Annotated in this window: 19 protein-coding genes; all 19 read right to left on the bottom strand. The window is 39.9% G+C overall.

The genetic code is table 11. From position 1 onward, the window contains the following. Positions 1-147: 147 nt before the first annotated feature. Positions 148-1263 (bottom strand): aminopeptidase, encoded by a 1116-nt coding sequence (locus tag LCL91_RS04080; protein ID WP_224880147.1) that lies wholly within the window; start codon positions 1261-1263, stop codon positions 148-150. Positions 1264-1368: 105 nt separating this feature from the next. Then, positions 1369-2817, bottom strand: a complete 1449-nt coding sequence (aldA, locus tag LCL91_RS04075; RefSeq protein WP_224880146.1) for an aldehyde dehydrogenase — start codon at positions 2815-2817, stop codon at positions 1369-1371. 73 nt (positions 2818-2890) lie between these two features. Beyond that, positions 2891-3760 carry a patatin-like phospholipase family protein gene (locus LCL91_RS04070; RefSeq protein WP_224880145.1) on the bottom strand — a complete coding sequence of 290 codons (870 nt, stop codon included), beginning with the start codon at positions 3758-3760 and terminating at the stop codon, positions 2891-2893. Positions 3761-3882: 122 nt separating this feature from the next. After that, a complete protein-coding gene (locus LCL91_RS04065) occupies positions 3883-4020 on the bottom strand; it encodes a hypothetical protein (protein WP_194221627.1) in 138 nt (45 codons plus the stop codon). Between the two features lie 321 nt (positions 4021-4341). Further along, on the bottom strand, positions 4342-5724 hold the full coding sequence (argH, locus tag LCL91_RS04060; protein ID WP_224880144.1) for an argininosuccinate lyase: 1383 nt from the start codon (positions 5722-5724) through the stop codon (positions 4342-4344). A gap of 12 nt (positions 5725-5736) precedes the next feature. Beyond that, complete coding sequence (locus LCL91_RS04055) at positions 5737-6948, bottom strand: argininosuccinate synthase (RefSeq protein ID WP_224880143.1); 1212 nt, start codon at positions 6946-6948, stop codon at positions 5737-5739. A 70-nt stretch (positions 6949-7018) separates the two neighbouring features. After that, positions 7019-7987 carry an ornithine carbamoyltransferase gene (argF, locus tag LCL91_RS04050; RefSeq protein WP_224880142.1) on the bottom strand — a complete coding sequence of 323 codons (969 nt, stop codon included), beginning with the start codon at positions 7985-7987 and terminating at the stop codon, positions 7019-7021. Positions 7988-7991: 4 nt separating this feature from the next. Further along, a complete protein-coding gene (gene carB / locus LCL91_RS04045; RefSeq protein ID WP_224880141.1) occupies positions 7992-11192 on the bottom strand; it encodes a carbamoyl-phosphate synthase (glutamine-hydrolyzing) large subunit in 3201 nt (1066 codons plus the stop codon). Then, complete coding sequence (locus LCL91_RS04040) at positions 11179-12252, bottom strand: carbamoyl phosphate synthase small subunit (RefSeq protein ID WP_224880140.1); 1074 nt, start codon at positions 12250-12252, stop codon at positions 11179-11181. The genes carB and LCL91_RS04040 overlap by 14 nt, the downstream gene beginning before the upstream one ends. Further along, positions 12249-13421 carry an acetylornithine transaminase gene (locus tag LCL91_RS04035; RefSeq protein ID WP_224880138.1) on the bottom strand — a complete coding sequence of 391 codons (1173 nt, stop codon included), beginning with the start codon at positions 13419-13421 and terminating at the stop codon, positions 12249-12251. The genes LCL91_RS04040 and LCL91_RS04035 overlap by 4 nt, the downstream gene beginning before the upstream one ends. Next, entirely contained in the window at positions 13412-14245 is an 834-nt protein-coding gene (gene argB / locus LCL91_RS04030; RefSeq protein ID WP_224880136.1) for an acetylglutamate kinase, read from the bottom strand. Before argB ends, LCL91_RS04035 begins: the two co-directional genes overlap by 10 nt. Beyond that, positions 14208-15440: a bifunctional ornithine acetyltransferase/N-acetylglutamate synthase gene (argJ, locus tag LCL91_RS04025; RefSeq protein WP_224880134.1), complete on the bottom strand. Its 1233-nt coding sequence runs from the start codon at positions 15438-15440 to the stop codon at positions 14208-14210. Before argJ ends, argB begins: the two co-directional genes overlap by 38 nt. 27 nt (positions 15441-15467) lie before the next feature. Continuing rightward, a complete protein-coding gene (argC, locus tag LCL91_RS04020; protein WP_224880132.1) occupies positions 15468-16505 on the bottom strand; it encodes an N-acetyl-gamma-glutamyl-phosphate reductase in 1038 nt (345 codons plus the stop codon). Between the two features lie 147 nt (positions 16506-16652). After that, the gene (locus LCL91_RS04015) at positions 16653-18803 is read right to left on the bottom strand and encodes a DNA topoisomerase III (protein WP_224880131.1); all 2151 of its coding nucleotides are present in this window, start codon (positions 18801-18803) and stop codon (positions 16653-16655) included. Positions 18804-18865: 62 nt separating this feature from the next. Further along, complete coding sequence (locus tag LCL91_RS04010; RefSeq protein ID WP_224880129.1) at positions 18866-19891, bottom strand: ABC transporter permease subunit; 1026 nt, start codon at positions 19889-19891, stop codon at positions 18866-18868. Next, a complete protein-coding gene (locus LCL91_RS04005) occupies positions 19888-20775 on the bottom strand; it encodes an ABC transporter permease subunit (protein ID WP_224880127.1) in 888 nt (295 codons plus the stop codon). Before LCL91_RS04005 ends, LCL91_RS04010 begins: the two co-directional genes overlap by 4 nt. 78 nt (positions 20776-20853) lie before the next feature. Continuing rightward, complete coding sequence (locus tag LCL91_RS04000; RefSeq protein WP_224880125.1) at positions 20854-21204, bottom strand: VOC family protein; 351 nt, start codon at positions 21202-21204, stop codon at positions 20854-20856. Between the two features lie 126 nt (positions 21205-21330). Beyond that, positions 21331-23037, bottom strand: a complete 1707-nt coding sequence (gene cydC, locus LCL91_RS03995) for a thiol reductant ABC exporter subunit CydC (RefSeq protein ID WP_224880123.1) — start codon at positions 23035-23037, stop codon at positions 21331-21333. Beyond that, positions 23034-24767 (bottom strand): thiol reductant ABC exporter subunit CydD, encoded by a 1734-nt coding sequence (gene cydD, locus LCL91_RS03990; protein WP_369522933.1) that lies wholly within the window; start codon positions 24765-24767, stop codon positions 23034-23036. The genes cydC and cydD overlap by 4 nt, the downstream gene beginning before the upstream one ends. Positions 24768-24874: the final 107 nt, after the last annotated feature.

Genomic DNA, 24874 nt, shown 5'->3' with positions numbered 1-24874 from the left:
ATTGGAACATTAAAATCACCGCCTAAATAGAATCTACCTATAGGATAACAAAACAAAATGGATAATTGAGGGAAATGAGATAAAAAAAACAGGCTGTCGAGACTTTCTCGACAGCCTGAACGCATCCATTGGATGCGTTTCTCTTCTTTATTTAAGATTTTCTGGATTTAATACTTGAAGGGCTTCTGGAACAAATTTACCATCTTTGCGAATTAACTCATCATCAAACCAAATTTCACCGCCACCATATTCAGGGCGTTGAATTAAGACAAGATCCCAGTGAACAGATGAATCATTGCCGTTTGGCGCTTCATCGTATGCTTGTCCTGGTGTGAAATGGAAAGAACCATCTATTTTTTCATCAAATAGAATATCTTTCATTGGCTCACGAATGAACGGATTGACACCAATCGCAAATTCGCCGATATACCGAGCTCCTTCATCCGTATTGAGAATTTGATTTAGCCTCTCTGTGTCATTTGCTACAGCATCGATCACTTTCCCGTTTTCGAACGTAAGCTGGACATTCTCAAATACAAAACCATTGTAAGGAGAAGGTGTATTATACGTAATGACACCATTTACACTATCCTTAACTGGTGCAGTAAAAACTTCCCCATCAGGTATATTAAGTTCACCAGCACATTTTACAGCCGGAATATCTTTGATGGAGAAACTTAGGTTTGTGTCAGGAGAAACAATTCGAACCTCATCGGCTTTGTTCATACGATCCACAAGTGAATCCATCGCTTCACTCATCTTTGCATAATCCATCGTGCAAACATTGAAATAGAAGTTCTCAAATGCTTCCGTACTCATGCCAGAAAGCTGTGCCATGGATTCATTTGGATACCTCATAACAACCCATTTTGTATGCTTCACACGTTGATTACTGTGAACTTTTGTTTTGTAAATTTGATTATACAAAGCCATTTTCGCTTCTGGTACGTCTGAAAGCTCATTAATATTCTCAGAGCCACGTATTCCAATGTAAGCATTCATTTTCTTCATTTGATTTAAATCAATCTCAGCCCACTCCGTGATTTGTTCTTCGGTCGCATTCATCAACAGTTCCCTAAGAACTTGATTATCTCTCAAGTTAACATGAGGAAAACCCCCGGCTTTATGTACCTCTTTCACAATGCTGCGTACAAGAGTATTGTCTACATCAAATGCTTCGATTAACACATGTTCACCTTGCTGAACCTTGGTTGAGTATTGGACTAATTTCTCAGCAAACTCTATAATACGAGAATCAAACATATTCTCCCTCTTTCCTTCATATTAATATTGTTCTCCCTTCCTATTATACGCCCTATATTCAAGTTTCTTCAAACATTAGAAAACCGGGCATATGCCCGGTTTTCATTATTTAATACCTTGATCATATTCCATATAAATCACGTGAGTCTGAAGGTATTCATTAAGGCCGTGTTTTCCATCCGCACCGCCAATACCAGATTGCCCCATTCCGGCGTGGAAACCTTGTACGGCTTCAAAGTTCTCACGATTCACATACGTTTCACCATAGCGAAGAACATTTGAAGCTTTCATGACTTCATGCATGTTATCACTAAAGATTGATGAAGAAAGACCGTAATAAGTGTCGTTAGCCATTTCTAGCACTTTATCAAAATCACTATAAACAACAATTGGTAACACTGGCCCGAAAATTTCTTCTTGAATGACATTCATATCTTGTGAGACATCTGTCAAAACAGTTGGTTCAAAGAAAAAGCCTTTATCTCGGTCTACGCGCTTCCCACCTGTTTTTACAACTGCACCAGCTTTAACGGCATTGTTCACCATTTCTTCAACAGAGTCGATTTGCTGTTTATTCGCTAGTGGACCGATGTCACATCCATCTTCTTTTAATGAATCCCCAACTTTAGTATTTTTGAACGTTCCTGTTATCTTTGAAATGAATTCTTCAGCTACGTCTTCATGAACATAAACACGCTCTGCATTCGTACAAGCCTGACCGTTGTTCGTAATTCGTGAAGTCGTGATCTTTTCAACAGCAAGATCAACATTAGCATGTTTTGTTACGATCGCTGGCGCTTTACCACCAAGCTCAAGATTCACTTTTGTAATGTTTTTAGCAGCCGCTTCCATCACTTTTGAACCTGCCGGATAACTTCCTGTTAAACTAATCATTTGCACATCTGGTGAAGAAGCAAGTGGCGTACCAATGTCTGATCCTTTACCAGTAACTAAGCTAAATACTCCTTTAGGAACGCCAATTTCATGGATAATACCTGCTAGCTCACATGCTGTATTTGGCGTATATTGACTTGGCTTAATAATAATCGGACAGCCTGTGACAAACGCTGGCGCTACCTTTCGAGCAAAGATAAACATTGGGAAGTTCCATGGCACGATACCGCCAACGATTCCGATCGGCTTTTTGAAAACAAGAATATTCTCATTCGGGCGATCACTTGGGAGTACTTCTCCTTCGTATCGTCTTGCCCAACCTGCCATATAGCGGAAGTAATCAATCGTAAGGTCTACTTCTGCCTTTGAAGCATCTACTGTTTTACCATTTTCTTCAGTCAACATGTTAATAAAAGCTTCTTTTTTCTCTTCTACTTTATCGGCAATCTTATATAAGTACTCAGCTCGTTCAATTGAAGGTTTCTTTTCCCAATCTCTCTGGGAAGCTTTAGCAGCTTCAATTGCACGCTGCACGTCATTCTCATCACTTTTCGGAATTCGTGAAATCACTTCTTCTGTTGCTGGATTGATCACTTCGAGCATTTCTTCTGAATGACTATTTGTAAATTCACCGTTAATGTATAGTTGATAGCTTTTCACTTGAAAGACCTCCTACATAGTGTTGGAGAACTGTTCCCAAGTTAGCTATATTCTTAAACATATGATCACACATTCAAACAGTTTCTTTCGCTAACTCCCTCTTTTCAAGCCAAGCTTCTAGTTCTTTATGATGCCTTTTCATCTCTTCATATCCTTGATTGTATAAAGTCGTGAGACGAAGCTGTGACTTTTCTATCCGTGCTACTTCAAGAGGTGAGGAAGGTTGAATAATAAAATAATTCTCGCGGTTTGCTTCTATATGATCGAGTGTTTGATTGTAATGGACATATCGTGTGGTAATAGCTTTTGCCAGAGCAGGATTTTTCCGATAAAGACGTTGAATCATCCATGATAACTTTGATTTCTGCTTTCGATATCCTTCATTACGGGTCAAAACGACTACATGACTTTTATTGCCATCGGCTTCCGATTTTTGAACAGGGATCGGATCTGTAATACCGCCATCCAGGTGAAAACGATTATTAATTCGAACGGGCGGCGCCATGAATGGTAGTGAGCTCGATGCTCTTAAAATCGAAAGAATCTGTTCACCATCATCTTTCTTATTAAAGTAATATGGTTTTCCTGTAGTGATATCCGTTGTACCAATGACAAATTGCTCCGTTGCATTCTGAAATGTATCAAAATCGAACGGCACATGAGTAGAAGGAATTTCATTAAAAATTAAATCCATACCAAACAGCTGTTTTTTACGAAATAAATTTTTGTATGAAATGTATTCTGGATGATTCACATAATCAATGAGTACCGTTCGATTCCTTCCATTTTGCCTTGAGAGGTATGAAGCTGCATTACATGCACCAGCAGATACGCCAATCACATAAGGAAAATACAACTCGTGTTCCATCATATACTCTAAAACGCCTGCCGTATAAACGCCTCTCATCCCTCCGCCTTCTAGTACAAGACCTACTGAATTCATTTAAAAGTCCCCTTTTCAATCATCTATATTTAATTTTACTGGAGTTGGAAATGAACCTCAAGAAAGCAAGCTTAGTTTCTCGTCAAAAGTAAAAAGCTCCCTGCCAGTGCAGGAAGCTTACTTTATTCTTCGCGTTCTTCATTCTGAATTGTTTTATGCCCTGTTGATGCTTCATGAGGGAACTTTGTTTGATCTGCTGTTTTCGGTCGTTCTCGTTCCATTCCTTTTTTCTTATGATCAAATGCCTTTCCTCGGCCCATCTTACCCCTCCTTTCATCTCTTTCTATTCTCCCACTTACGGAAAAAAAGTATCCGAAAAAAAATTGAATGGGCATGTATAGAACGAAATGAAAGTGGCCATGATAATTAGTGAAGAGGGAAGTACAAAAGTGCATAAGGAAAACGGAAGCTTTTAAGGAGATGGTCGCGTTGAACTACTCTGTTGGTAAAACAAGGCTCTAACAACTTTCATTAGAAAGAGGTGTCTCCAAAAGACAACTACCGTTCTACCCCATCGCTTGTTTAGCAAACGCTAATAACTTCCTTCTTCATGAGGGTCTTATCCTTTCGGATAGGGCCCTTTATGCATTCTCTTTCACATGCTGATGAGCTAAACTAATCTGAATCGCGATTTGCTCTGGCGACGTACCTCCATAGCTTTTTCTTGCGTTCATCACATTAGCAGGCTTAAGCACTTCAAAAACATCTTCTTCAAATAATGGCGTAAATGATTTAAATTCTTCCATTGTAAGATCAAGTAAAAATTTCTTTCTCTCGATACCGTAAAGAACAATTTTTCCAATGACTTCATGTGACTCGCGGAACGTCATTCCTTTGTTCACAAGGTAATCCGCAATATCGGTTGCATTAGAATAATCTTCATTAACGGCTTGCTTCATGTTTTCTGTCTGTACTGTCATTGTTTCAATCATAGGCGCCAAAAGTTGAAGAGCGCCATCAAGCGTCTTAGCTGTATCAAACATGCCTTCCTTGTCTTCCTGCATGTCTTTGTTATAAGCAAGCGGTAGTCCCTTCAATACCGTTAACAAGCTAAACAAATTCCCATACACACGACCTGTTTTTGCACGAAGAAGTTCTGGAACATCCGGATTCTTTTTCTGGGGCATAATACTCGATCCCGTACAGAAAGAATCGTCTAGTTCGATAAATTGGAATTCCTGACTGCTCCAAATCACCATTTCTTCCGACAAACGGGACATGTGCATCATAAGCATGGAAGCATTTGAAAGAAACTCGACAATAAAATCACGATCACTAACAGCGTCCATGCTATTCGGATAAACGGCGTCAAAACCTAACAGTTCTGCCGTGCGATGGCGATCAATCGGAAAGGTTGTTCCAGCTAGTGCGCCTGCACCAAGCGGTAACATACTCGTTCTCTTTAAACTGTCTTGAAATCTTTCCTTATCACGTTCAAACATCCAGAAATATGCTAGCATATGATGGGCAAATGATACAGGTTGAGCACGCTGCAAATGTGTATAACCTGGTAAAACAGTTTCAACATGAGATTCAGCCTGGCTTAGAATCGCCTGCTGAACCTCTTCGATGTGTGAAATAAAATGGTTAACCTTTTTAATAAGGTACATATGCATATCCGTTGCAACCTGGTCATTACGGCTTCTACCGGTATGCAGCTTTCCTCCAACAGGTCCTATTTCATCAATGAGTGCTTTTTCAATGTTCATATGAATGTCTTCTTGAGATACATCGTATTCAAACGTTCCATTCTGAATGTTCTCAAGAACAACATGTAAGCCTCGCTTGATTTCTTCCATGTCAGAGGAACTAATCACACCACATTCACTAAGCATCTGAACATGGGCCAGACTGCCTTCGATATCTTCTTCTGCTAGTTCTTTATCATACTGGATCGAAGCTGTATATTCTTCTACAAGCTTATTCGTTTCTTTCGTAAAGCGTCCACCCCATAGCTTAGACACACTAACATCTCCTTATTGAGTTACTTTTTGTTTCTTATGAACTTCCGCATTCACTTTTGTAGGTAATCCCCATAGTTTAATGAATCCAACTGCAGCGTCATGATCAAAGAGATCACCTTTAAGATATGTTGCAAGTTGTTCGTTATAGAGAGAGTTCTCTGACTTACGTCCAACTACTGTGTTTGACCCTTTGTGTAGTTTAAGACGAATCTTACCACTTACTACTTTCTGGGTTTCGTTAATGAACCCTTCAAGCGCCTGACGAAGTGGTGAGTACCAGAGTCCGTCATAAATTAATTTTGACAGCTGCTGATCAATCGTCGTTTTGAACTGTGATACTTCACGCGTATGAGTTAAAAATTCCAATTCTTTGTGAGCGTTAATTAAAATGAGTGCTCCTGGGTTTTCATATACTTCTCTGGATTTAATTCCAACAAGACGGTTTTCGATGTGATCGATACGTCCTATGCCATGAACGCCACCAATTTCATTTAACTTTTCAATTAAGTCAACGAGCCCCATTTGTTGACCATTCAAAGCAGTTGGGCGACCTTCTTCAAAATCGATCTCAATGTATTCAGGTTCATCTGGTGTTAGGTGAATTGGTGCTGTCCAATCAAATGCGGCTTCTGGAGCTTCTTGCCACGGATCTTCAAGTACACCAGCTTCACATGCACGTCCCCAAATGTTGGCATCAATTGAAAATGGATTATCAAGTTTAACTGGAACCGGAATCCCTTTTTCTTGTGCGTAAGCAATCTGTTCATCACGCGTCATTCCCCATTCACGAACAGGAGCGATCACTTTCAAGTCCGGATTCAACGCTTGAATCGATACTTCAAAGCGAACCTGATCATTTCCTTTTCCTGTACATCCATGTGCCACTGCCGTAGCTCCTTCACGTTCAGCCGCTTCAACGAGAAGCTTTGAAATAAGGGGACGTGACAGGGCTGAGGATAGCGGGTATTTCCCTTCGTATAATGCATTTGCTTTTAAAGCTGGTAAAAGATAGTTCTCAGCAAGAAGTTCTTTCGCTTCAATCATATAAGCTTTTGAGGCACCCACATTCAGTGCCTTTTCCTTGATCGTTTCTAGATCTTTCCCTTCACCTACGTCAAGTCCAAGAGCAATAACCTCGTATCCATATTTTTCTTCTAACCATTTTATCGAAATGGAGGTATCAAGACCTCCGGAATAAGCAAGAATGATTTTCTCTTTTGCCATGTCATCCACTCCTTATCTTTGTATTAATATCTATGATAACGTATATTTATTCAAATTGCACGAAAAAAATTTAACTTTTTAATAAAAGTTTCAAAAGTGCTTTTTGAGCATGGAGACGATTCTCTGCTTCCTGGTATACAACTGAATGAGAACCATCAATAATTTCCGCTGTAACCTCTTCTCCTCTATGCGCTGGAAGACAATGCATAAAGATGTAATTTTCATCAGCGTTTATGCATAACTCCTCATTCACCTGATAAGGTTCGAAAACGCCCTCACGTTCAGCTTGCTCGTCTTCTTGCCCCATACTCGCCCAAACATCGGTAATCAAAACATCCGCATCCTTAGCAGCTGCAAGGGGATCAGCGGTTACTTCAATGACCGAACCATTTGCTTTTGCTACTTCGTTCGCTTTCGCTACGATCGCTTCATCTGGTTCATAACCTGCTGGACAGGCGATCGTGAAATTCATGCCCACTTTCGCTGCTCCTTCAATAAGTGAATGAGCCACATTGTTCCCATCTCCAAAATAAGCTGCTTTCAATCCACTTAAATGACCTTTATGCTCGATAATCGTAAGTAAATCAGCAAGAATTTGTGCTGGATGATGGGTATCAGTTAAGCCGTTAATAACAGGAATGGAAGAAGCTTTCGCAAAACGTTCAATCGTCTCATGGCCAAACGTTCGAATCATTACTCCATCAAGGTACCCTGCTAGCACATTAGCGGTGTCTTCAACCGTCTCGCCTCTTCCAAGCTGGATGTCTTTCGAACTAAGAAACAAAGCATGCCCACCAAGCTGAAGCATTGCTACTTCAAATGATACACGCGTTCTTGTAGATGACTTTTCGAAGATCATCCCAAGCACCTTTCCTTTTAATTCTTCATGAAGAATTCCTTCCTTTTGTAGCTTTTTCAATAGTTCAGCTTCTTGCAAAAGATAATGAATCTCCTCACTGCTAAGTTCAGCGATCGTTAGAAAATCTTTCCCCTTCATTCCTTCTGCGATTTCATTTTGCGTTTTTACCGACTGCATCATTCAATCATCCTTCCTGCCCGATTGGAGTTTCTTTCATTTGGTGCCAATGCTCTAGACTGTTGACTTCAAGTGTCTTGGATCCTTCTAAGACCAATAACTGAAGCGTGTCAAGATGCGTAAAACATGGAATTTTATATCGTGTAGCGAGTGCGCGCATTTGAAATCCAGAACGTTCTTTTTCTCTGCCGATTGTCGGAATCGATACAACTGCGCTTAGCCCTTCTTTCATTAGCGCCTCAATTTCATCTAAATCTTTTTTAATCACGATTGATTGAATGCCTTTATCATTTAACAATTTGGCTGTTCCAGAGGTTGCGTATATTGCGACACCTTTTTCTTTAAGCTTCATTAGTACATCACATGCAGCTTCTTTATGCTCTTCACTAATCGAACATAGTATGGAAGAAGGTAGCTTATTCGGATCCCACGTTGATACAACCGCTTTTCTTAATGCTTCTTCCGATGTTTTTGCCATAGCAAGGACTTCTCCTGTAGACTTCATCTCTGGTCCAAGAACATGGTCAACGTTTTTTAACTTTCCATTTGAGAAGATCGGAAACTTCACAGTGTAATAAGGTTTTTCTTCTAATAATCCCGTTGCTTCTAATGAGTTACTTTGCAATTGAGCTTTAATCGCCCATTCAACCATTGGAATGTTCGTTACTTTACTGATAACGGGTACAGTTCTCGAAGATCTTGGATTAATTTCAAGAACATAAATGATGTCTTGATCGATGACAAATTGAATATTCATTAACCCTCGACATTCGAGCGCTTGAGATAGCTTTTCAGAATACATTGTAATCGTTTCTTTCTGCTTTTCTGTAATGGATACAGGTGGATAAATTGCTGTGCTATCTCCAGAATGAACGCCCGCTCGTTCAAGGTGCTCCATAATGCCAGGAATGGCGATTGATTCTCCATCGCAAATCACATCGACCTCACATTCAATTCCTTCCACAAAGCGGTCGAGAAGGAATGGCCACATTTTCTTTGAACTACTCTCTAATTTTTGAGTATACCGTTTCAGTTCATCCATATGACGGAAGATAAACATGTTTTGTCCGCCTATCACATAGGAAGGTCTTACAATGATCGGGAATCCTAACTCTGCGGCAAGCTCCTCCATTTCATCTGGCTGATAAGCCATTTTCCCTTCAATATAAGGAATCGAAAGAGAATCCAACAATTGATAAAATTGATCTCGGTCCTCGACTTTATTAATGTTCTCAACAGGTGTACCGAGGATTGGAACTCCGCGCTCGTGCAACTCTTCCGCTAAATTAACAGCAGTTTGACCACCAAATTGTACAGCCACTCCTATAATATGTTCCTTCTCGATAACCGCAAGGACATCTTCAAGTGAGAGCGGCTCAAAGTAAAGACGATCGGCAACGCTATAATCTGTACTAACCGTTTCTGGGTTATTATTCATAACAATCGCACGATAGCCTAACTTCTTAACTGCCTGTGTCGCGTGAACGGAGCAATAGTCAAACTCCACACCTTGCCCGATTCGAATGGGCCCTGAACCAAGAACGAGGATGCCTGGCTCACTGATCTGCTCCATCTCATCGCTCCCTAAATACGTCGAGTAGAAATAAGGCGTGATGGCTTCAAACTCACCCGCACACGTATCAACTTGCTTCATTCCCCTCTGAATGCCAGCTTCTTTACTCATACTCATGATCGAATCGATCGTTTTTCCAGTTGCTTTTGAAATATAGGCATCACTAACGTTTAATTGCTTAACATGAATTAGCAGTTCTTCAGATAGATCGGTTTGATTCATTATCTTTACTTCCGCTTCAACAATTCGCTTCACCTTATGAAGAAACCAGCTATCAATGGCTGTAAGTGATTTAATGTCCTCTACAGAATAACCTCTTCTGAAAGCTTCACTAATTAAAAAAAGTCTTTCATCTGTTGGCGTCATTAGCTGTTCATTTAAATACTCTTGACTTACCTCTTCATATAAGCCTGTTAATGATTGATGACCACTCTCAAGAGATCGAACAGCTTTATTTAAAGCACCTTCAAAACTTCGATCAATTGCCATCACTTCTCCTGTTGCTTTCATCTGCGTTCCAAGTACGCGATCACCTTCAGGAAACTTATCAAATGGGAACCTCGGTATTTTGACAACTAAATAATCAAGGGCAGGTTCGAATGCTGCATACGTATTACCTGTAATTGGATTTGGAAGCTCATCTAATGTAAAGCCAATGGCACATTTTGCAGCCATACGTGCAATCGGATAGCCAGTAGCTTTAGAAGCTAATGCTGATGAACGACTTACCCGCGGATTCACCTCAATGATGTAATAATCATTTGATTCAGGGTTTAATCCAATTTGAATATTACAACCACCAATAACGTCAATGGCACGAATCACTTTCAACGAAACGTTTCGTAGCATCTGGTATTGGTAATCATTCAGCGTCTGAGATGGTGCAACAACAATCGAATCCCCTGTATGAATTCCAACAGGATCCATATTTTCCATGTTACAGACGATCATGCACGTATCGTTTTCATCCCGCATCACTTCATATTCGATTTCTTTCCAACCAAGCATGCTTTTTTCAATGAGTACCTGATGAATAGGACTTAAGGAAAGTCCGCGATCAACAATTTCAAGCAAGGCGTTGTCATCAGCTGCAAATCCACCGCCTTCACCACCCATTGTATAAGCTGGGCGAACCATGATCGGATAGCCAATTTCTCGAGCGAATGTTAACGCCTCTTCCCTTGTCACGGCAATTTTCGACTCAGGTACAGGTTCGCCAATATCAAGCATTAGCTGTCTAAACTTCTCACGGTCTTCCCCGTTTTGAATGGATTCAACAGAGGTGCCAAGAAGTTCAACATTCAATTTTTCTAGAATCCCTTTTTCATAAAGCTCTACGACAAGATTTAAACCTGTTTGACCACCGAGTGTGCCAATGATGCCATCAGGCTTTTCTTTTTTGAGGATTTCCTCTACATAAGGAAGCGTCATTGGTTCCATATAAACATGATCCGCGATCGATGAATCCGTCATAATGGTGGCTGGATTGCTATTTATTAAAACAACCTCAATCCCCTCTTCTTTTAGCGCCAGGCACGCCTGTGTACCTGCATAATCAAATTCCGCTGCCTGACCAATGACAATAGGGCCAGATCCTAAAATGACAACTTTTTTTAACTCTTTACGTAAAGGCATAGTGCTGGTCTCCTGTTCTTGTAATCTGGTTCATAAATGCGTCGAACAAAAAGGCTGTATCTGAAGGTCCCGCGTGTGCTTCTGGATGGAATTGCACCGATTGAATGTTGTAATGGTGATGTTTTAATCCTTCAACGGTTCCATCATTTAAATTAACAAAAGTAAGCGCAAAACCTGTATCTTCTAAGGTCTCCTGTACAACTTCATAACCATGGTTTTGGGAGGTGATAAACACTTTCCCCGTCTCCAAATGCTTCACAGGGTGATTCGACCCACGATGTCCAAATGTTAGCTTTCGAGTGGACGCCCCGTGTGCAAGAGCGAGAAGCTGATGACCTAGACAAATCCCGAAAGTTGGATATTTTTCACTAATAAGCCGGATCGTCTCAAAAGTTGCAGATAAAGCTTCAGGATCTCCAGGACCATTACTTAACACCACTCCGTCTGGTTGTAGGTCAACAACTTCCTCAAAAGTTGTATTAAATGGCATGATTGTTACCTCACAACCAAGAGATTGAAGGGACGTAAGAATTGATTTCTTATAGCCGTAGTCCATTAGCACGATATGTGGTCCCTCACCTGGATGATGTGTTTTTTCTTTTACTGATACATTTGGAACAAAAGATTTCTCTGATTTCCATTCAACGTTGTTACTAGGAAGTTCAGCCGTTATTTGTCCTTTCATTGTTCCGTAATCCCGTAGCATTTTAACGAGGGCTCGTGTGTCTACACCTGTTAATGAAGGAATTTCATTCTGTAATAGACCATTTGAGAAGGAACCTGTTGCTAAATAATGACTAGGTTCCTCACACTGCTCTCCTGTAACAACACCGTGAAGATGAAGGTATTCACTTTCACTATCAAGTTTATTTATTCCATAGTTACCGATTTGTGGGTAACAGAAGACGATGATTTGACCGGCGTAAGAAGGATCCGATACAATCTCTTGATAACCAGTCATGCTTGTATTGAAAACAACTTCACCAGAAGCTTCTAAAGCCCCTATTAGATCGCCTTCAAATACTGCTCCGTTTTCTAATACAAGATAGCCTTTTTTCATGCCTTATCCTCCCCTTCAGCTGACTTAAAAACGTCGGTTAGCTTCTCCATAAATTGCTCTACTTCCTTCTTACTCACATTAAGAGGTGGAAGAATGCGAATGACGTTAGGTCCTGCACTTAAAACAAGAACGTCTTTTTCTCTAAGCTTACTAACAAAAGGCGCGGCATCCGCCACTTCAATTCCTAGAAGTAAACCTAGTCCCCTCACTTCATTAATGGAATTGTGCTGCTCCGACAAACTTTTTAATTCATTTATAAGTATGTCTCCCATTTCTTTTGCGTTGTTAAGTAAAGAACCGATCTCTTTTACCGTCGCAGTTGCAGCGGCAGAAGCAAGTGGATTTCCCCCAAATGTACTTCCGTGAGTTCCTGGACCAAATGTTGACGCTACGCTTTCCTTCGCAAGCATCGCACCAATCGGGAATCCTGAACCTAACCCTTTTGCAAGCGTCATAATATCTGGTTCAAACCCATATTGCTCATGAGCAAATAGCGTTCCGGTTCGGCCCATCCCGGTTTGCACTTCATCAACGACGATAAGAATATTGTTTGATTTACAAATCGACACAAGCTCCGAAATCCACTCCTGATCTGCTGGACGAACGCCTCCTTCTCCCTGGACGAGCTCTAACATGACGGCTGCTGGTTTTAGTTCCTCGATTTCTGATAAACGCTCAAAATCGTTGTAAGGAAAGTATTCAAAACCAGAAAGCATAGAGCCAAACCCATCTTGAAGGTTTGGTTGAGCTGTAGCGGAAAGGGAACCTAGCGTTCTTCCATGGAAAGACTTCGTGAACGTTGCAATTGTTTCTTTACCGCTCCATTTTCGAACGAGCTTAATCGCTGCTTCATTCGCTTCCGTACCGCTATTACAGAAGAACACCTGGTCAAAACAGCTTTCTTCCGTTAACACGTCAGCGAGTTCCTGCTGTTTTGGGATATGGTATAAATTCGAACAATGCCAGAGGAGATCCAACTGTTCTGTAACGGCTGTTTTAATCGCAGCTGGTTGATGACCAAGGTTACATGTGGCAATTCCGGAAGTAAAATCAAGATACTTTGTTCCGTCTTCACTATATAGGAAGCTTCCTTCACCTTTAACGGCAGTAATCGGAAGTCGATTATATGTTTGCATGATGCTTGTTTGTGACATTTCAGTTAGTGACATTCTAAAGACTCCTTTCGAACAATTCGCGTTCCAACAGGTTCATGTGCGACTGCTTTTAGCAGGGCATTCTCTTCTCGACCATCAACAATAATAACCGAGGAGACTTTATCCGAAAGAGCGGCAATCGCTCCTTTCACTTTAGGGATCATTCCACCAATAATCGTGCCTTTTTCTATTAGACTTGTTATTTTTGGCTCATCTAGTGTTCTGAAAATAACTTTTTGCCCATCAATTTTTTCATACACACCTGGCGTATCGCTAACGAGACAAATATCTGCATGCAGCGCCTGAGCGACAGCTGATGCGGCTTCATCTCCATTTATGTTAAGTGTGTCGCCATCTTCATTCATACTGATTGGTGAGATAACTGGTATGTACCCAGCATCAGACAACTGTTCAATTAAGGTATGGTCTACGGATAACACTTCACCAACTCGTCCCAGTGACTCACTAGACTGTTTGCATGTAAACAGCTTCCCGTCTACGCCACTAATGCCAATGGCTTTCGCTCCTGCATGGTGGATCTTCCTCACGAGCTGCTTATTCACCTTACCGCTCAGTACCATTTCAACTGTATCGACCATCTCATCCGTTGTAACACGTAGTCCATCGACAAATGTTGTCTGAATTGATAGCTTATCAAGCATCCTTGAGATTTCAGGGCCTCCACCATGAACGAGTACGGGATGATAACCTTGTTTTTTCATACCTACTAGGTCAAGGTAAAATGAGTCTGGAAGCTGATTTAATATACTTCCACCACATTTAATAACAAAATACTTTTGATTATGTTCTGTAGGAGGCATTGATTCTGACATAGTCATAAGAAAGGTCACACCCCCATGCTGTTGCTTCTTCGTTTCCGTTATGCAAATCAATATAAATATGAATGTTCTCATTTTCTAAATAAGTTTTCGCTTCTTCCTCACTAAATTCTGTGGTGATTCCATAATCCACTACCTTAATTGGTCCCAGTGAGATGGACAGCGAATCTTCTTGAACAGATTCACCACTGTATCCAATCGCACAAACGATCCGGCCCCAATTTGCATCGGTTCCGTAAATCGCTGTTTTAACAAGGCTTGAACCAACAACAGATTTTGCGATTGCTTTTGCCCCGTCTTCTGATTGAGCTCCTTTTACGTGAACTTCTACGAGTTTAGTAGCCCCTTCGCCATCTTTTGCGATCAATTTAGCTAACTGCTGACAAACATACTCAAGTGAACTTAAGAACGTCGGCCACTCAGGATGGCTTTCTGATAACGCTTCATTCTCAGCCTGACCGTTTGCTAGAAGGAGAACCATATCATTTGTACTTGTTTCACCATCAACCGTGATCATGTTATAAGTCGTGTCTGTCACCGAGCTTAATGCGGACTGAAGAGCGTTATTTTCTACTTCTGCATCGGTCGTTACAAAAGCCAGCATCGTGGCCATGTTCGGCTTGATCATTCCTGATCCTTTTGCAGCGCCGCCAATGGTGATGTCTTTTCCATCAATCTGACATGTTACGGCTACCTGTTTTGTCATTGTATCTGTCGTAACGATCGCTTCAGCAAAATCACCGCCTGACGTTTTCGCTTTATACTTTGGGATATCATGGATTCCTTTGCTAATGGCTTTCATTGGCAAATACTCTCCAATCACTCCAGTTGAAGTCACTGCTGTTTGCATTTCAGTCAGTCCCATAACTGATGCAAACTGTTTACGCATTTCATAGGCATCTTCAAGTCCTTTTTCACCTGTAAAAGCATTTGCGTTCCCTGAATTCACAATGAGACCTTGAAGCTTTCCACCTTTTAAACTTTCTTTTGTCACTTTTAATGGCGGTGCCTGGAAAGTATTCATTGTAAACACCCCTGCAGCATTCGCTGGTACAACAGATTTAATCCAACCAAGATCCTTTCGCTTTCGTTTTAAACCTGCATGAAACCCACCAGCTTCAAATCCTTTAGGAGAAGTAACTGTGCCATCTTTTACGATTGAAAAAAGTTCATCACTTACAGTCGATGTTGCCAAAGCATTCAACCCTTTCGTTTAGTAGATTTATGGAAATACAGGAGATAAACGAAGACCTGCTGTCTCAGGATAACCAAATCGTAGATTCATATTTTGTACCGCTTGACCAGCGGCACCTTTCATCAAATTGTCAATCACCGAAATGATCGTTAAACGATTTGTTCTCGGATCAACAGAGAGACCAATATCACAGTAGTTAGAACCGGAAACACCTTTTGTTGAGGGCCATTTCCCTTCAGGCATCACGCGGATAAAAGGATGGTCCTTATAGATTGATTGGTAAAGATCAATGACTTCTGCTTCGGATCGATCCTGAGATAAATTGACATACATGCTGCACATCATCCCTCTTGTAAGCGGGACGAGGTGGGTAGAGAACGATACTTTGACGTCTTCACCGATTTGATTTGAAATCACTTGTTCGATTTCAGGAATATGCTGATGTTTGCCAAGTTTGTATGCTGATACATTTTCATTCACTTCAGAGTAATGAGCAGTAAGACTCGTTTTACGTCCTGCTCCTGAAAGCCCCGATTTTCCATCGATGATGAAAGACGATGGATCAGCCCATCCTTTTTGAATGATCGGAAGAAGGCCAAGTAGCGTTGCCGTCGGATAGCATCCTGGATTGGCAATTAAATTTGCGGATTTAATGTCTTCTGAATAGTATTCCGATAATCCATATACCGCTTCTGACAAAGCTCCTTCTGGTGGAGATGAATGGTTATACCACTTTTCGTATAAATCTCCACTCTTTAATCGGAAGTCTCCGGATAAATCGATCATTGGAACACCCGTATTTAGTAGGGAAGGAACAGATTGACTGCTCACGCCAGCTGGTGTTGCGAAGAAGATAACATCTGACTCGGAAGCAAGCTTTTCTGCATCAAGTGCTTCAAACTGACTTACTTGTATATTCGTGAGATGTGGGAAAACATCATGGACATTTGTTCCTGCGTTAGATGGAGATACAATTGTATTAATTTCTACTTCAGGGTGACTAAGCAATAAGCGAATTAATTCAAGGCCGCTATATCCGCTAGCACCGACTATACTTGCTTTCACTATTTCCACTCCCTCTTACTGTTCTTATTGAATGATTATACATACTAAAGAATATATATACAACAATTATTTTGATTATTTTTATATTTAAGATCGGCCCAATCTACAAATAAAAAAAGCATGCCTTTAGTAGAGGCATGCTTTAAATTACTTCTTTACAAATTCAAATGTTAGTTTCTTTTCTTTAGCACTCCAAACGAGCGCTGCATCAAATGTCCCTTTTTTACTTTTTAATCCTTTAATTACATTCGATTTTCCGTCAGTTAGAATTTTCTTTGCATTGGTTTGTGAAATAGGTTTCCCCAGAATACGTTTAGAAATTGTAAACGCACAGTTTGTTTTAGAATAGCTACTACATCCAAATAACTTCCCCTTATCAAGTACATCAGATCCACAGAGCGGGCATATACCTACCTTTTTCCCTACTGATTTTTTGGAAGGTTGGGCTTCTATTTTTATATCCTTTAAATCCCAGGATGCTGAAGATTCAATCGCATCTGATGTTAGTTTCGCTGCAAGCTTCTTAACAGACTCCATAAAGGTTTGGGGTGACGCTTCACCACTACCAATTTGTTTGAGCCGTTGCTCCCACTTTGCAGTCATTTCTGGACTCGAAAGAACAGCGTCCCCAATAGAGTCAATTAAAAGAATTCCCTTATCTGTTGCGAATACTTGGTTCTTAATAACTTCAATGTATTTTCGATCTTTCAGCATTGTAATAATGCCTGCCCTCGTTGCTTCTGTTCCTAGTCCTTCTGTATCTTTAAGGATTTTCTCTAACGACTCATCTTCAAGATGCTTTCCAGCAGTTTTCATCATTGTAATCAGCTGCCCTTCAGTAAAACGTTTTGGCGGCTGGGTTTTCCCCTCTGTTACTTCTGCTGAAAGCACCTTACCTTGTTCGTTCTGCTCAATAGCTGGTAATTCCTCATCTTTTTGAGTCGATGGTATGATTCGCTGCCAACCTTCTTGCACGCGAACCTGCCCCTTTGATTGGAACAAAGCTCGCTGATCGACAAGCGTGAATAAAGTCGTGTAATCAACGATTGAAGCCTCTTCATGCGCCGCAAGTAAACTTCTTGCAATTAAATCATAAATCTTAGCCTCATCACCTGACAGTTTATCAAGGTTTGGAACCTGTTCTGTTGGAATGATTGCATAGTGGTCACTTACTTTTGATGCATTGACAAACCTCTTGTCAGTTAAGATCGACTCCCGTTTTAATGGAAAATAATCTTGATAAGCACTTTGTTTTTGTAGCTTTGACAAAATGGAAGGAAATTCAGCCGCTTCATCCTTCGTAACAAAGCTAGAATCACTTCTTGGATAAGAAATATTTCCTTTCGTATAAAGCTTTTGCGCAATATCCAACGTTTTTTTCGGCGAAAATTTGTATCGTTTATTCGCAGTCGATTGAAGAGAAGAAAGCTGATACAAAAAAGGGGGCTTGTATTGTTTTCTTTCTTTCTTCACTTCCCTTGCAATGCAGTCTTTTTGATCACAAAATTGAGCGACTGCTTGCGCCATTTCGGGAGATTGAAACCTCGTTTGTTCGTCTTTAATCCACTTACCAACAACCACTTTTCCGTTATAGTCGAACGTCCCCTTTACTTCCCAGAATGGCTCTGATTTAAAGTTCGCTATTTCTTTCTCTCTTTGCACAACTAACGCAAGTGTAGGCGTTTGAACTCTCCCTGCAGAAAAAACATCCTGAACACCTTTCTGTTTAAAAAGAAGCGTATAAACACGCGAGGCATTAATGCCAACCACCCAATCTGCACATGATCTCGCATATGCTTCATAGTAGAGATTACGAGTCTCATGCTCTTCTAACAGAGATTGGAATCCTTCCTTTACAGCACGCTCGGTTAAGGAAGAAATCCAAAGCCGCTTCATCGGCTTTTTACATCGAGCCTGATTCAAAATCGTTCGAACGATCAGCTCACCTTCTCTTCCAGCATCTCCAGCATGGATAATTGAGCCAACATCTTTTTTATTGACTAGTTCTTTAATCACGTTAAACTGCTTCCATTTTCCTTTCGTTACCTGATACTGAAATTGGTTTGGAATCATAGGAAGTGTTTGAAGCGACCACTTCTTCCATGAAGATTCATAGGTTTCAGGCGAAACTAATTCACATAAGTGTCCCACCGCCCATGTCATATAAGCTCCGTCAGGAAAGTCCGGATTTGGTTTTATGTACAAATATCCTTGTTTTTTTTCAGTTGGGTAAGGCGCTGCAAGGCGCGTTCCCTGATCTGGCTTTTCGGCGATAATACAAACGGCCAATCGTAACATCCCTCTCTCTAAAAAATACGCTAGCTATTAGTATAGCGTACATGTGATCGTATCGGATAGTATTAACCTTGTTTTGATGAATGGCCACCATTTAATTCAAAGTGAGTTTGTTCTAGAATAACCGTTTTCTCAGGTAGACTCTTTTTGCCAACACTTTTCTTAACTGTTTTGCGATTCGTTAATCCGTAAACAATACTATTAATTGCGAGAATAGATAGTGCAAAAGCTGATACTGGAGCTAGAACCATCCAAGGAAACGACTGGGCATACTGGAAGTTTTGAGCGATCAAACCGGCCCACTCATTCGTCATCGAAAAGGATTCCGTTGTCGTCTCGCCTGTTTTAAAATCAACATCCATCACCCTTACATCCGTTCCTCCGATAAAAACGTTTAATAATCCTAGATGAGCAAATATAATGAGTACTTGACCTACCTGCTGCACAAAAAGAAGCAATAACTTCGGATACATAAAAGGGGCTAGATGTTTTCTTAAAAGATGAAACCTACTTCCTCCCAATACTTTTGCACTGTCTATATACTCGTTTGTAGATATGGAATCCAATTCATTTTGTACATAAAGAGCTAAAACAGGAATGCTAATACCAATCAAGATTACCATTGGAAAAATGATTTTCGTAGAAACATCATAGCTCCAACTAAACGTTAATATGACAGGAGCGATAATGATATAAGTAAAAATCGTAACAGGGGCATAATGAAACACGTTCGAAAGGCCACCAAATAAAACCCTTAATGAAAAAGGCATACGATAAAGCAAATACCCAAATATACATGAAAAGCCGACTCTAAAAAAGGCAACGATAAGGGATAACCCAATCGTATATTTAGCCCCTTCTATTAGTTTAAATACAAACGAATTGCCGTCAAGATCACTTCCAAGTGGAAAGTTGAGCGAAGGAGCAAATGGTGCTAATGCCATAACATTTCCATTTTCATCATAAAGCATTTTATCAGGATGAACTTCTGAACTGTAAAAACTGTAAAAGTAACTACTTAATAATAGGAGTAATAAAAAAACAACACCGAAGACAAAAGGGCCATTTCGTAAAAGTGAATCTTTTCTCATATTGCCCCCTCTCGCTTTGCCGTCCATCGATTAATCAACCATTCAATTGAGGTAAAAAGAATAAAAGTTGGTAAAAAAATCATATATAGAGAAAGCGTCACCATTTCAGTATTGACGGCCCCATGTTTGTAAATGAACATCATTAAACCATTCATGTCAAAAATCAACTCAAGCATAAGCAAGTTCGCTAGAGCAAGGAGAAAAATCCCTTTAAAATGGTGAAATAGTGACACCATTGCATTCCGAAACATGTGTACTAGTAGAATTGTAAAGTGATCAATTCCTTTCCCTTTTGCCAGTACAACATAGGGCTTTTCTTCTTCTTCTTCATAGGAGAGTAATAAGTATTTATAAATGTAAACAGAAGGAAGTAAAGATAGAATAAAAACCGGTAAAACGATTGCATTTTCATTAAACCCGCTTGTTACATTGAATAGAAGAAGATCTGTCTGTTTATAAATCCAAATCACGCCTAACTGAGCAAGTAAGATAACGAATACATCAGGTAATGATTCAATAAGAAAGAATAAGCCTTTTAGATAACCTCTCATTCGTTTCGGAAACACCATAGTTATAATCGTGAGTACTATCGCTGCACACACAGAAATGATTAAGGATCCGACTAAGTAAGACATAGAAAGTTTATAGGCATGCCATAAATCAGGAAATAATGGTACATTTCTTCCTCTTGTGTAATAGTCAAGCATATTTCCGTTAAACAATACCTTGATTGTATGAACAAGTTGATTTACATAAGCTTCCACGTTAAATACGATGGTATCATATAAAAAAAGCGTGTTTGATAGGGCTTTTTGATCAATCATCTTCAATATTTCAAGTTGACTCTTCATATTAAAAAAGAGGTAAGGTAAGGATCCTATCAATAAAATCCCCAGTGATGTTAACAGAAATTGAGAAACAGAGCGCCAAACAAATGATTTAAATACCATTTATGTAACCAATCAATTCATAAATTGAAGTATTTCGATCCGATTCCCCGACGGATCTTCTATTACAAAAAACAAACCCGGTGGACAAGGTTCTGGCTCTTCCGATAAAATCGATACTTCTTTATCTTTAAACCACTGAAAATCTTGATGGATATTATCTGATTGAATCGCTATCAGAACGCTGTTTTTTACAGTTTCTTGAAACTCTTCTTCGAGAACGATCGGAATCGACTCATGTTGAAGACTCACAATGTTCGGTCCGTACTCTTTTGAAATTTTAAAGTCTAGTATTTCAGTGTAAAACGCTAAAGATTCTTTCATATTCGACACTTTGATTGTTATGACACACACGTTATTTAACAAGACAACTCCTCCTTTTTACTTATCTCTACAAAATTCCATAAAAAGGATACTTATCCTCTTTTTTTCAAAATAAATATTAAAAAGCTTCCAATTAACTGCTACATGGCTGCGTATTGGAAGCTAAGTTTACACAAGAACGCTTTTTTCGATTTCTCTCATATGATAAAAATATCCTTTTCTCGACATTAATTCATTATACGTACCACTTTCAACAACTTCACCTGAATCCATCACGATAATTTGATCCATCTTTTCAAGATTGTTCAGTCGATGACTGACCAAGAGAAGCGTATCTTCTTTGGCTCGATCAAATAAATAGTTAAAGATTAATCTTTCTGTCAAAAGATCTACAGAGGAAGTTGGCTCGTCTAATAACCAGACACGCTTTCCTTTTAACAGAGCTCTTGCAATGGCAAGACGCTGCTGTTCGCCACCGGATAGGTTTGCGCCCTTTTCATGGACTTCGTAATCAAGAGAAAGATGATGAAGTTGAACAATAGCAAGGATATTTGTTAAATGTTCGTCGGTTAACGTCTCTCCGGCGAGTTTCAAGTTGTCACGAATAGAGCCTGAGAAAAAATGGTTTTGTTGAAGGACAACATTTGTTTCTGACCAAATTTGCTCCTGTGATAGCGTTTGAGTCGACTCACCATTCACTTCTAGTCCCCCGCTCTCATAGAACTTAAGGAATAGTTGTAAAAGCGTTGACTTACCAGAACCACTAGGTCCTACGATCGCCGTTTTCCCCCCTACTGGGATATGAACGGATACATGTTTCAGTGCTCTTCTTTCTTCACCTGGATATGTGAAAGTTACATTTTTGGCTAATAACGAGAATGGTTTTTCTTCTGGAAGCTTTATTGTTTGCTTTATGTTATTCGAAGTGACAGCTTGTACGTCTGAAAGTCTTTTGGATGCTGTCATGCTATCTTGTAAATAAGCTGGCACGATCGCCATCGGCACCGCATTCTCAAACGACGTTAAGGAGATTAGGACAAGCATGGCGAGAAATACGCCATCCAATTCTCCAGTTGTCACAAGATAGGCACCCACCACGATGACACACCATGTGACAAATAAAGAGATAAATGAGTTAACCGCCTGATGAAAAACTTCCGCCTTACTTTCTTTACTTTCCGCCTTCAAAGTTGCGCTTGATTTTGCTTCCAACTCTTCTTTTCTTTTAGCGGTTTCTCTCATGATTTTCAAATCACGATAGCCATTGAAGAACTCAGCCGAATCAGCTGCAAATTCTCCTCTCAGTGCACGAACGGCCTGATCTTTTTTACGAATACGCCACGCGAAGTAACCAGGAATTATTATCCCAGTAAGAAAAACACCTAACAGCATTAAACTGGCAATTTTAATTGAAAAGAATAATGTAAACCAAATGGTAACAAGGAAAATAAGAATAAATACGATCGGTGGGTAGAAGACACGCAAATAAAAATGCTGAAGCCGATCAATATCTCCTACGATTCGCCCTAGCAATTCCCCACTTCGGTGTTTCTGAGTTAAGCTCGCTGCAACTGGTTCAAGTTTTTTATAAAATGATACGCGCATGTTGCTTAAGATTGAAAATGTGGCGCGGTGAGAATAAATTCTTTCAAAGTAACGGCCTACTGCACGAGCAAGTCCAAAAAATTTCACGACAGCTGTTAAGATGGCTAATGCGAAAACAGGTAGCGACAATGCTGCCTTAGAAATTAAGTAGCCACTTGCAGCAAAAAGGGCAACAGCTGTTATACCAGCAATAAAGCCAAATAAGATGGAAAGAAGGATATCTTTTTTCTCTGTTAGCATTTCACGCCAAACAAATGCTAATTCTCTCATAAGGTTACCTCCTCTGTTTGAACATTTACCATTTCCCGGTATAGTTCACTTGACTCATAAAGTGCTTCGTCAGTGCCTTCAGCCATCATCTTTCCTTGATCGAGCACAATGATATGGTCGGCTTTTCGAATGGTATGAAGTCGATGCGCTACTGTAATGATTGTAGCGTTTTGAGATAATGAATTCATCGCTGATTGAAGTACTTTCTCTGTATATAAATCAAGTCCGGTTGTTGGCTCATCAAACAAAATGACATTTGGCTTCTTTAAAAAAGCACGTGCCAGTGCCAGTCGCTGTTTTTCTCCTCCAGATAAACCACGACCCGATTCACCAATGATCGTTTCATAACCTTGTTCTAGTGTAGCAACAAATGCGGATATACCAGCTTTCCCCGCTGCATCTTCAATTTCAGATTGGCTGGCATTCTTTGATCCGATACGTATGTTTTCAGCTATCGTCCCTGTAAATATATACGGATGCTGAGAGATATAGCTAACCTGTGAAAACCAACTATCTTCATTTAAATTTGTCATGGAATGATGATCGACCGTAATCTCACCTTGTTGCGGTGGTAGCAACCCGGCAATCATATGCAATAACGTTGACTTACCAGACCCGCTTCGCCCGATTACCGCTACCTGACGATAAGGTGCAATAGTTATATTTAGAGATGATAAAGAAAAACCACTGTCTTTATACTGATAAGAAACGTCTTTTAGAGCAATCTTTGGTGGAGTTTTTCTATTTTCAATAAACCGATCTCCCCATGTCACTTCTTCGCTCTCACGACCTAGTTCTTCACTTACCTTTTTCATTGCGCTCATACTCCCTCTACCGGTATGAAAAGCACTGCCTAGTTCTTTTAATGAAAGGTAGAATTCTGGAGCAAGGATAAGAAGAAAAAATGCCGTTGCAAAAGACATGCTATTAAATACAATGAGACGAAGGCCGATTTCAAGCGCAATAATGCCGATACTAAGCATAGAAATTAACTCAAGCATTAAAGAGGACACGAAAGCAACTTTTAATACTTCTATAGTAGCATCACGGTAGTTTAAGCTACTTTCTTTAATAATGGTTCGGTATTTTTTTGACTGTCGAAACAAATTTAGTGTGGTCAATCCCTGGATCGTATCTAAAAAGCGGCCAGAAAAAACAGTCATTTGTTCAAGCTTCTCTTCAGATTTTTTCTGTGTTCGTATCCCAATAATAATATAAAATATTGGAATGAACGGTGCCGTTACCATCATGATTAGTCCTGTTTGGAGATGCTGAGTTGAAACAGCAACTAAAATAAAAATTGGAATTACGGCTGTTTTGAACACTTGTGGAATGTATTTACTATAATAAGCATCGATCTCATCAACTGCATCAAGCAAGACGCTCACCTTCTGACCAGATTGCCCTTGATGAGAAGTTAGTAGCGCTTCTCGCGAAAATTTGTCTAATAGCGCTTTACGAATTCTTTGTTTTACTGTAGCAGCCATCTCTACTCCTGCTCTGCCCATTAAGTAAGATAAGAATGGTCGTAATAGCAATACAATTAGCAAACTCATAAGAAAAGGCATGACTTCTTCAAAATCTGTTTTATTTACAAAAACGTTGTTTACAATTTCTACTGTAAGAAAAGCCTGTGCAATAATTGAAGCACCTATTAAAAGCGCGCCTAAAATCATGAACAGGTGCGTAATTTTAAATCCTGAAGCGTATGCTTTAAGCTCGTTCTTCACCTTATCCCCACCTTTATTTTAATCTCAAACGCACGTTTGTGAAATAATTCACATTAAGCATTGTACTAATTGTACGACTTATCTAAGTAAGAATCAAATACTTTGCT

The organism is Guptibacillus hwajinpoensis (assembly GCF_020171785.1).
Taxonomy (GTDB): domain Bacteria; phylum Bacillota; class Bacilli; order Bacillales; family Guptibacillaceae; genus Guptibacillus; species Guptibacillus sedimenti.
The sequence above is the reverse complement of the archived record's forward strand: the minus strand, read 5'-3'. Positions and strand labels throughout refer to the sequence as shown.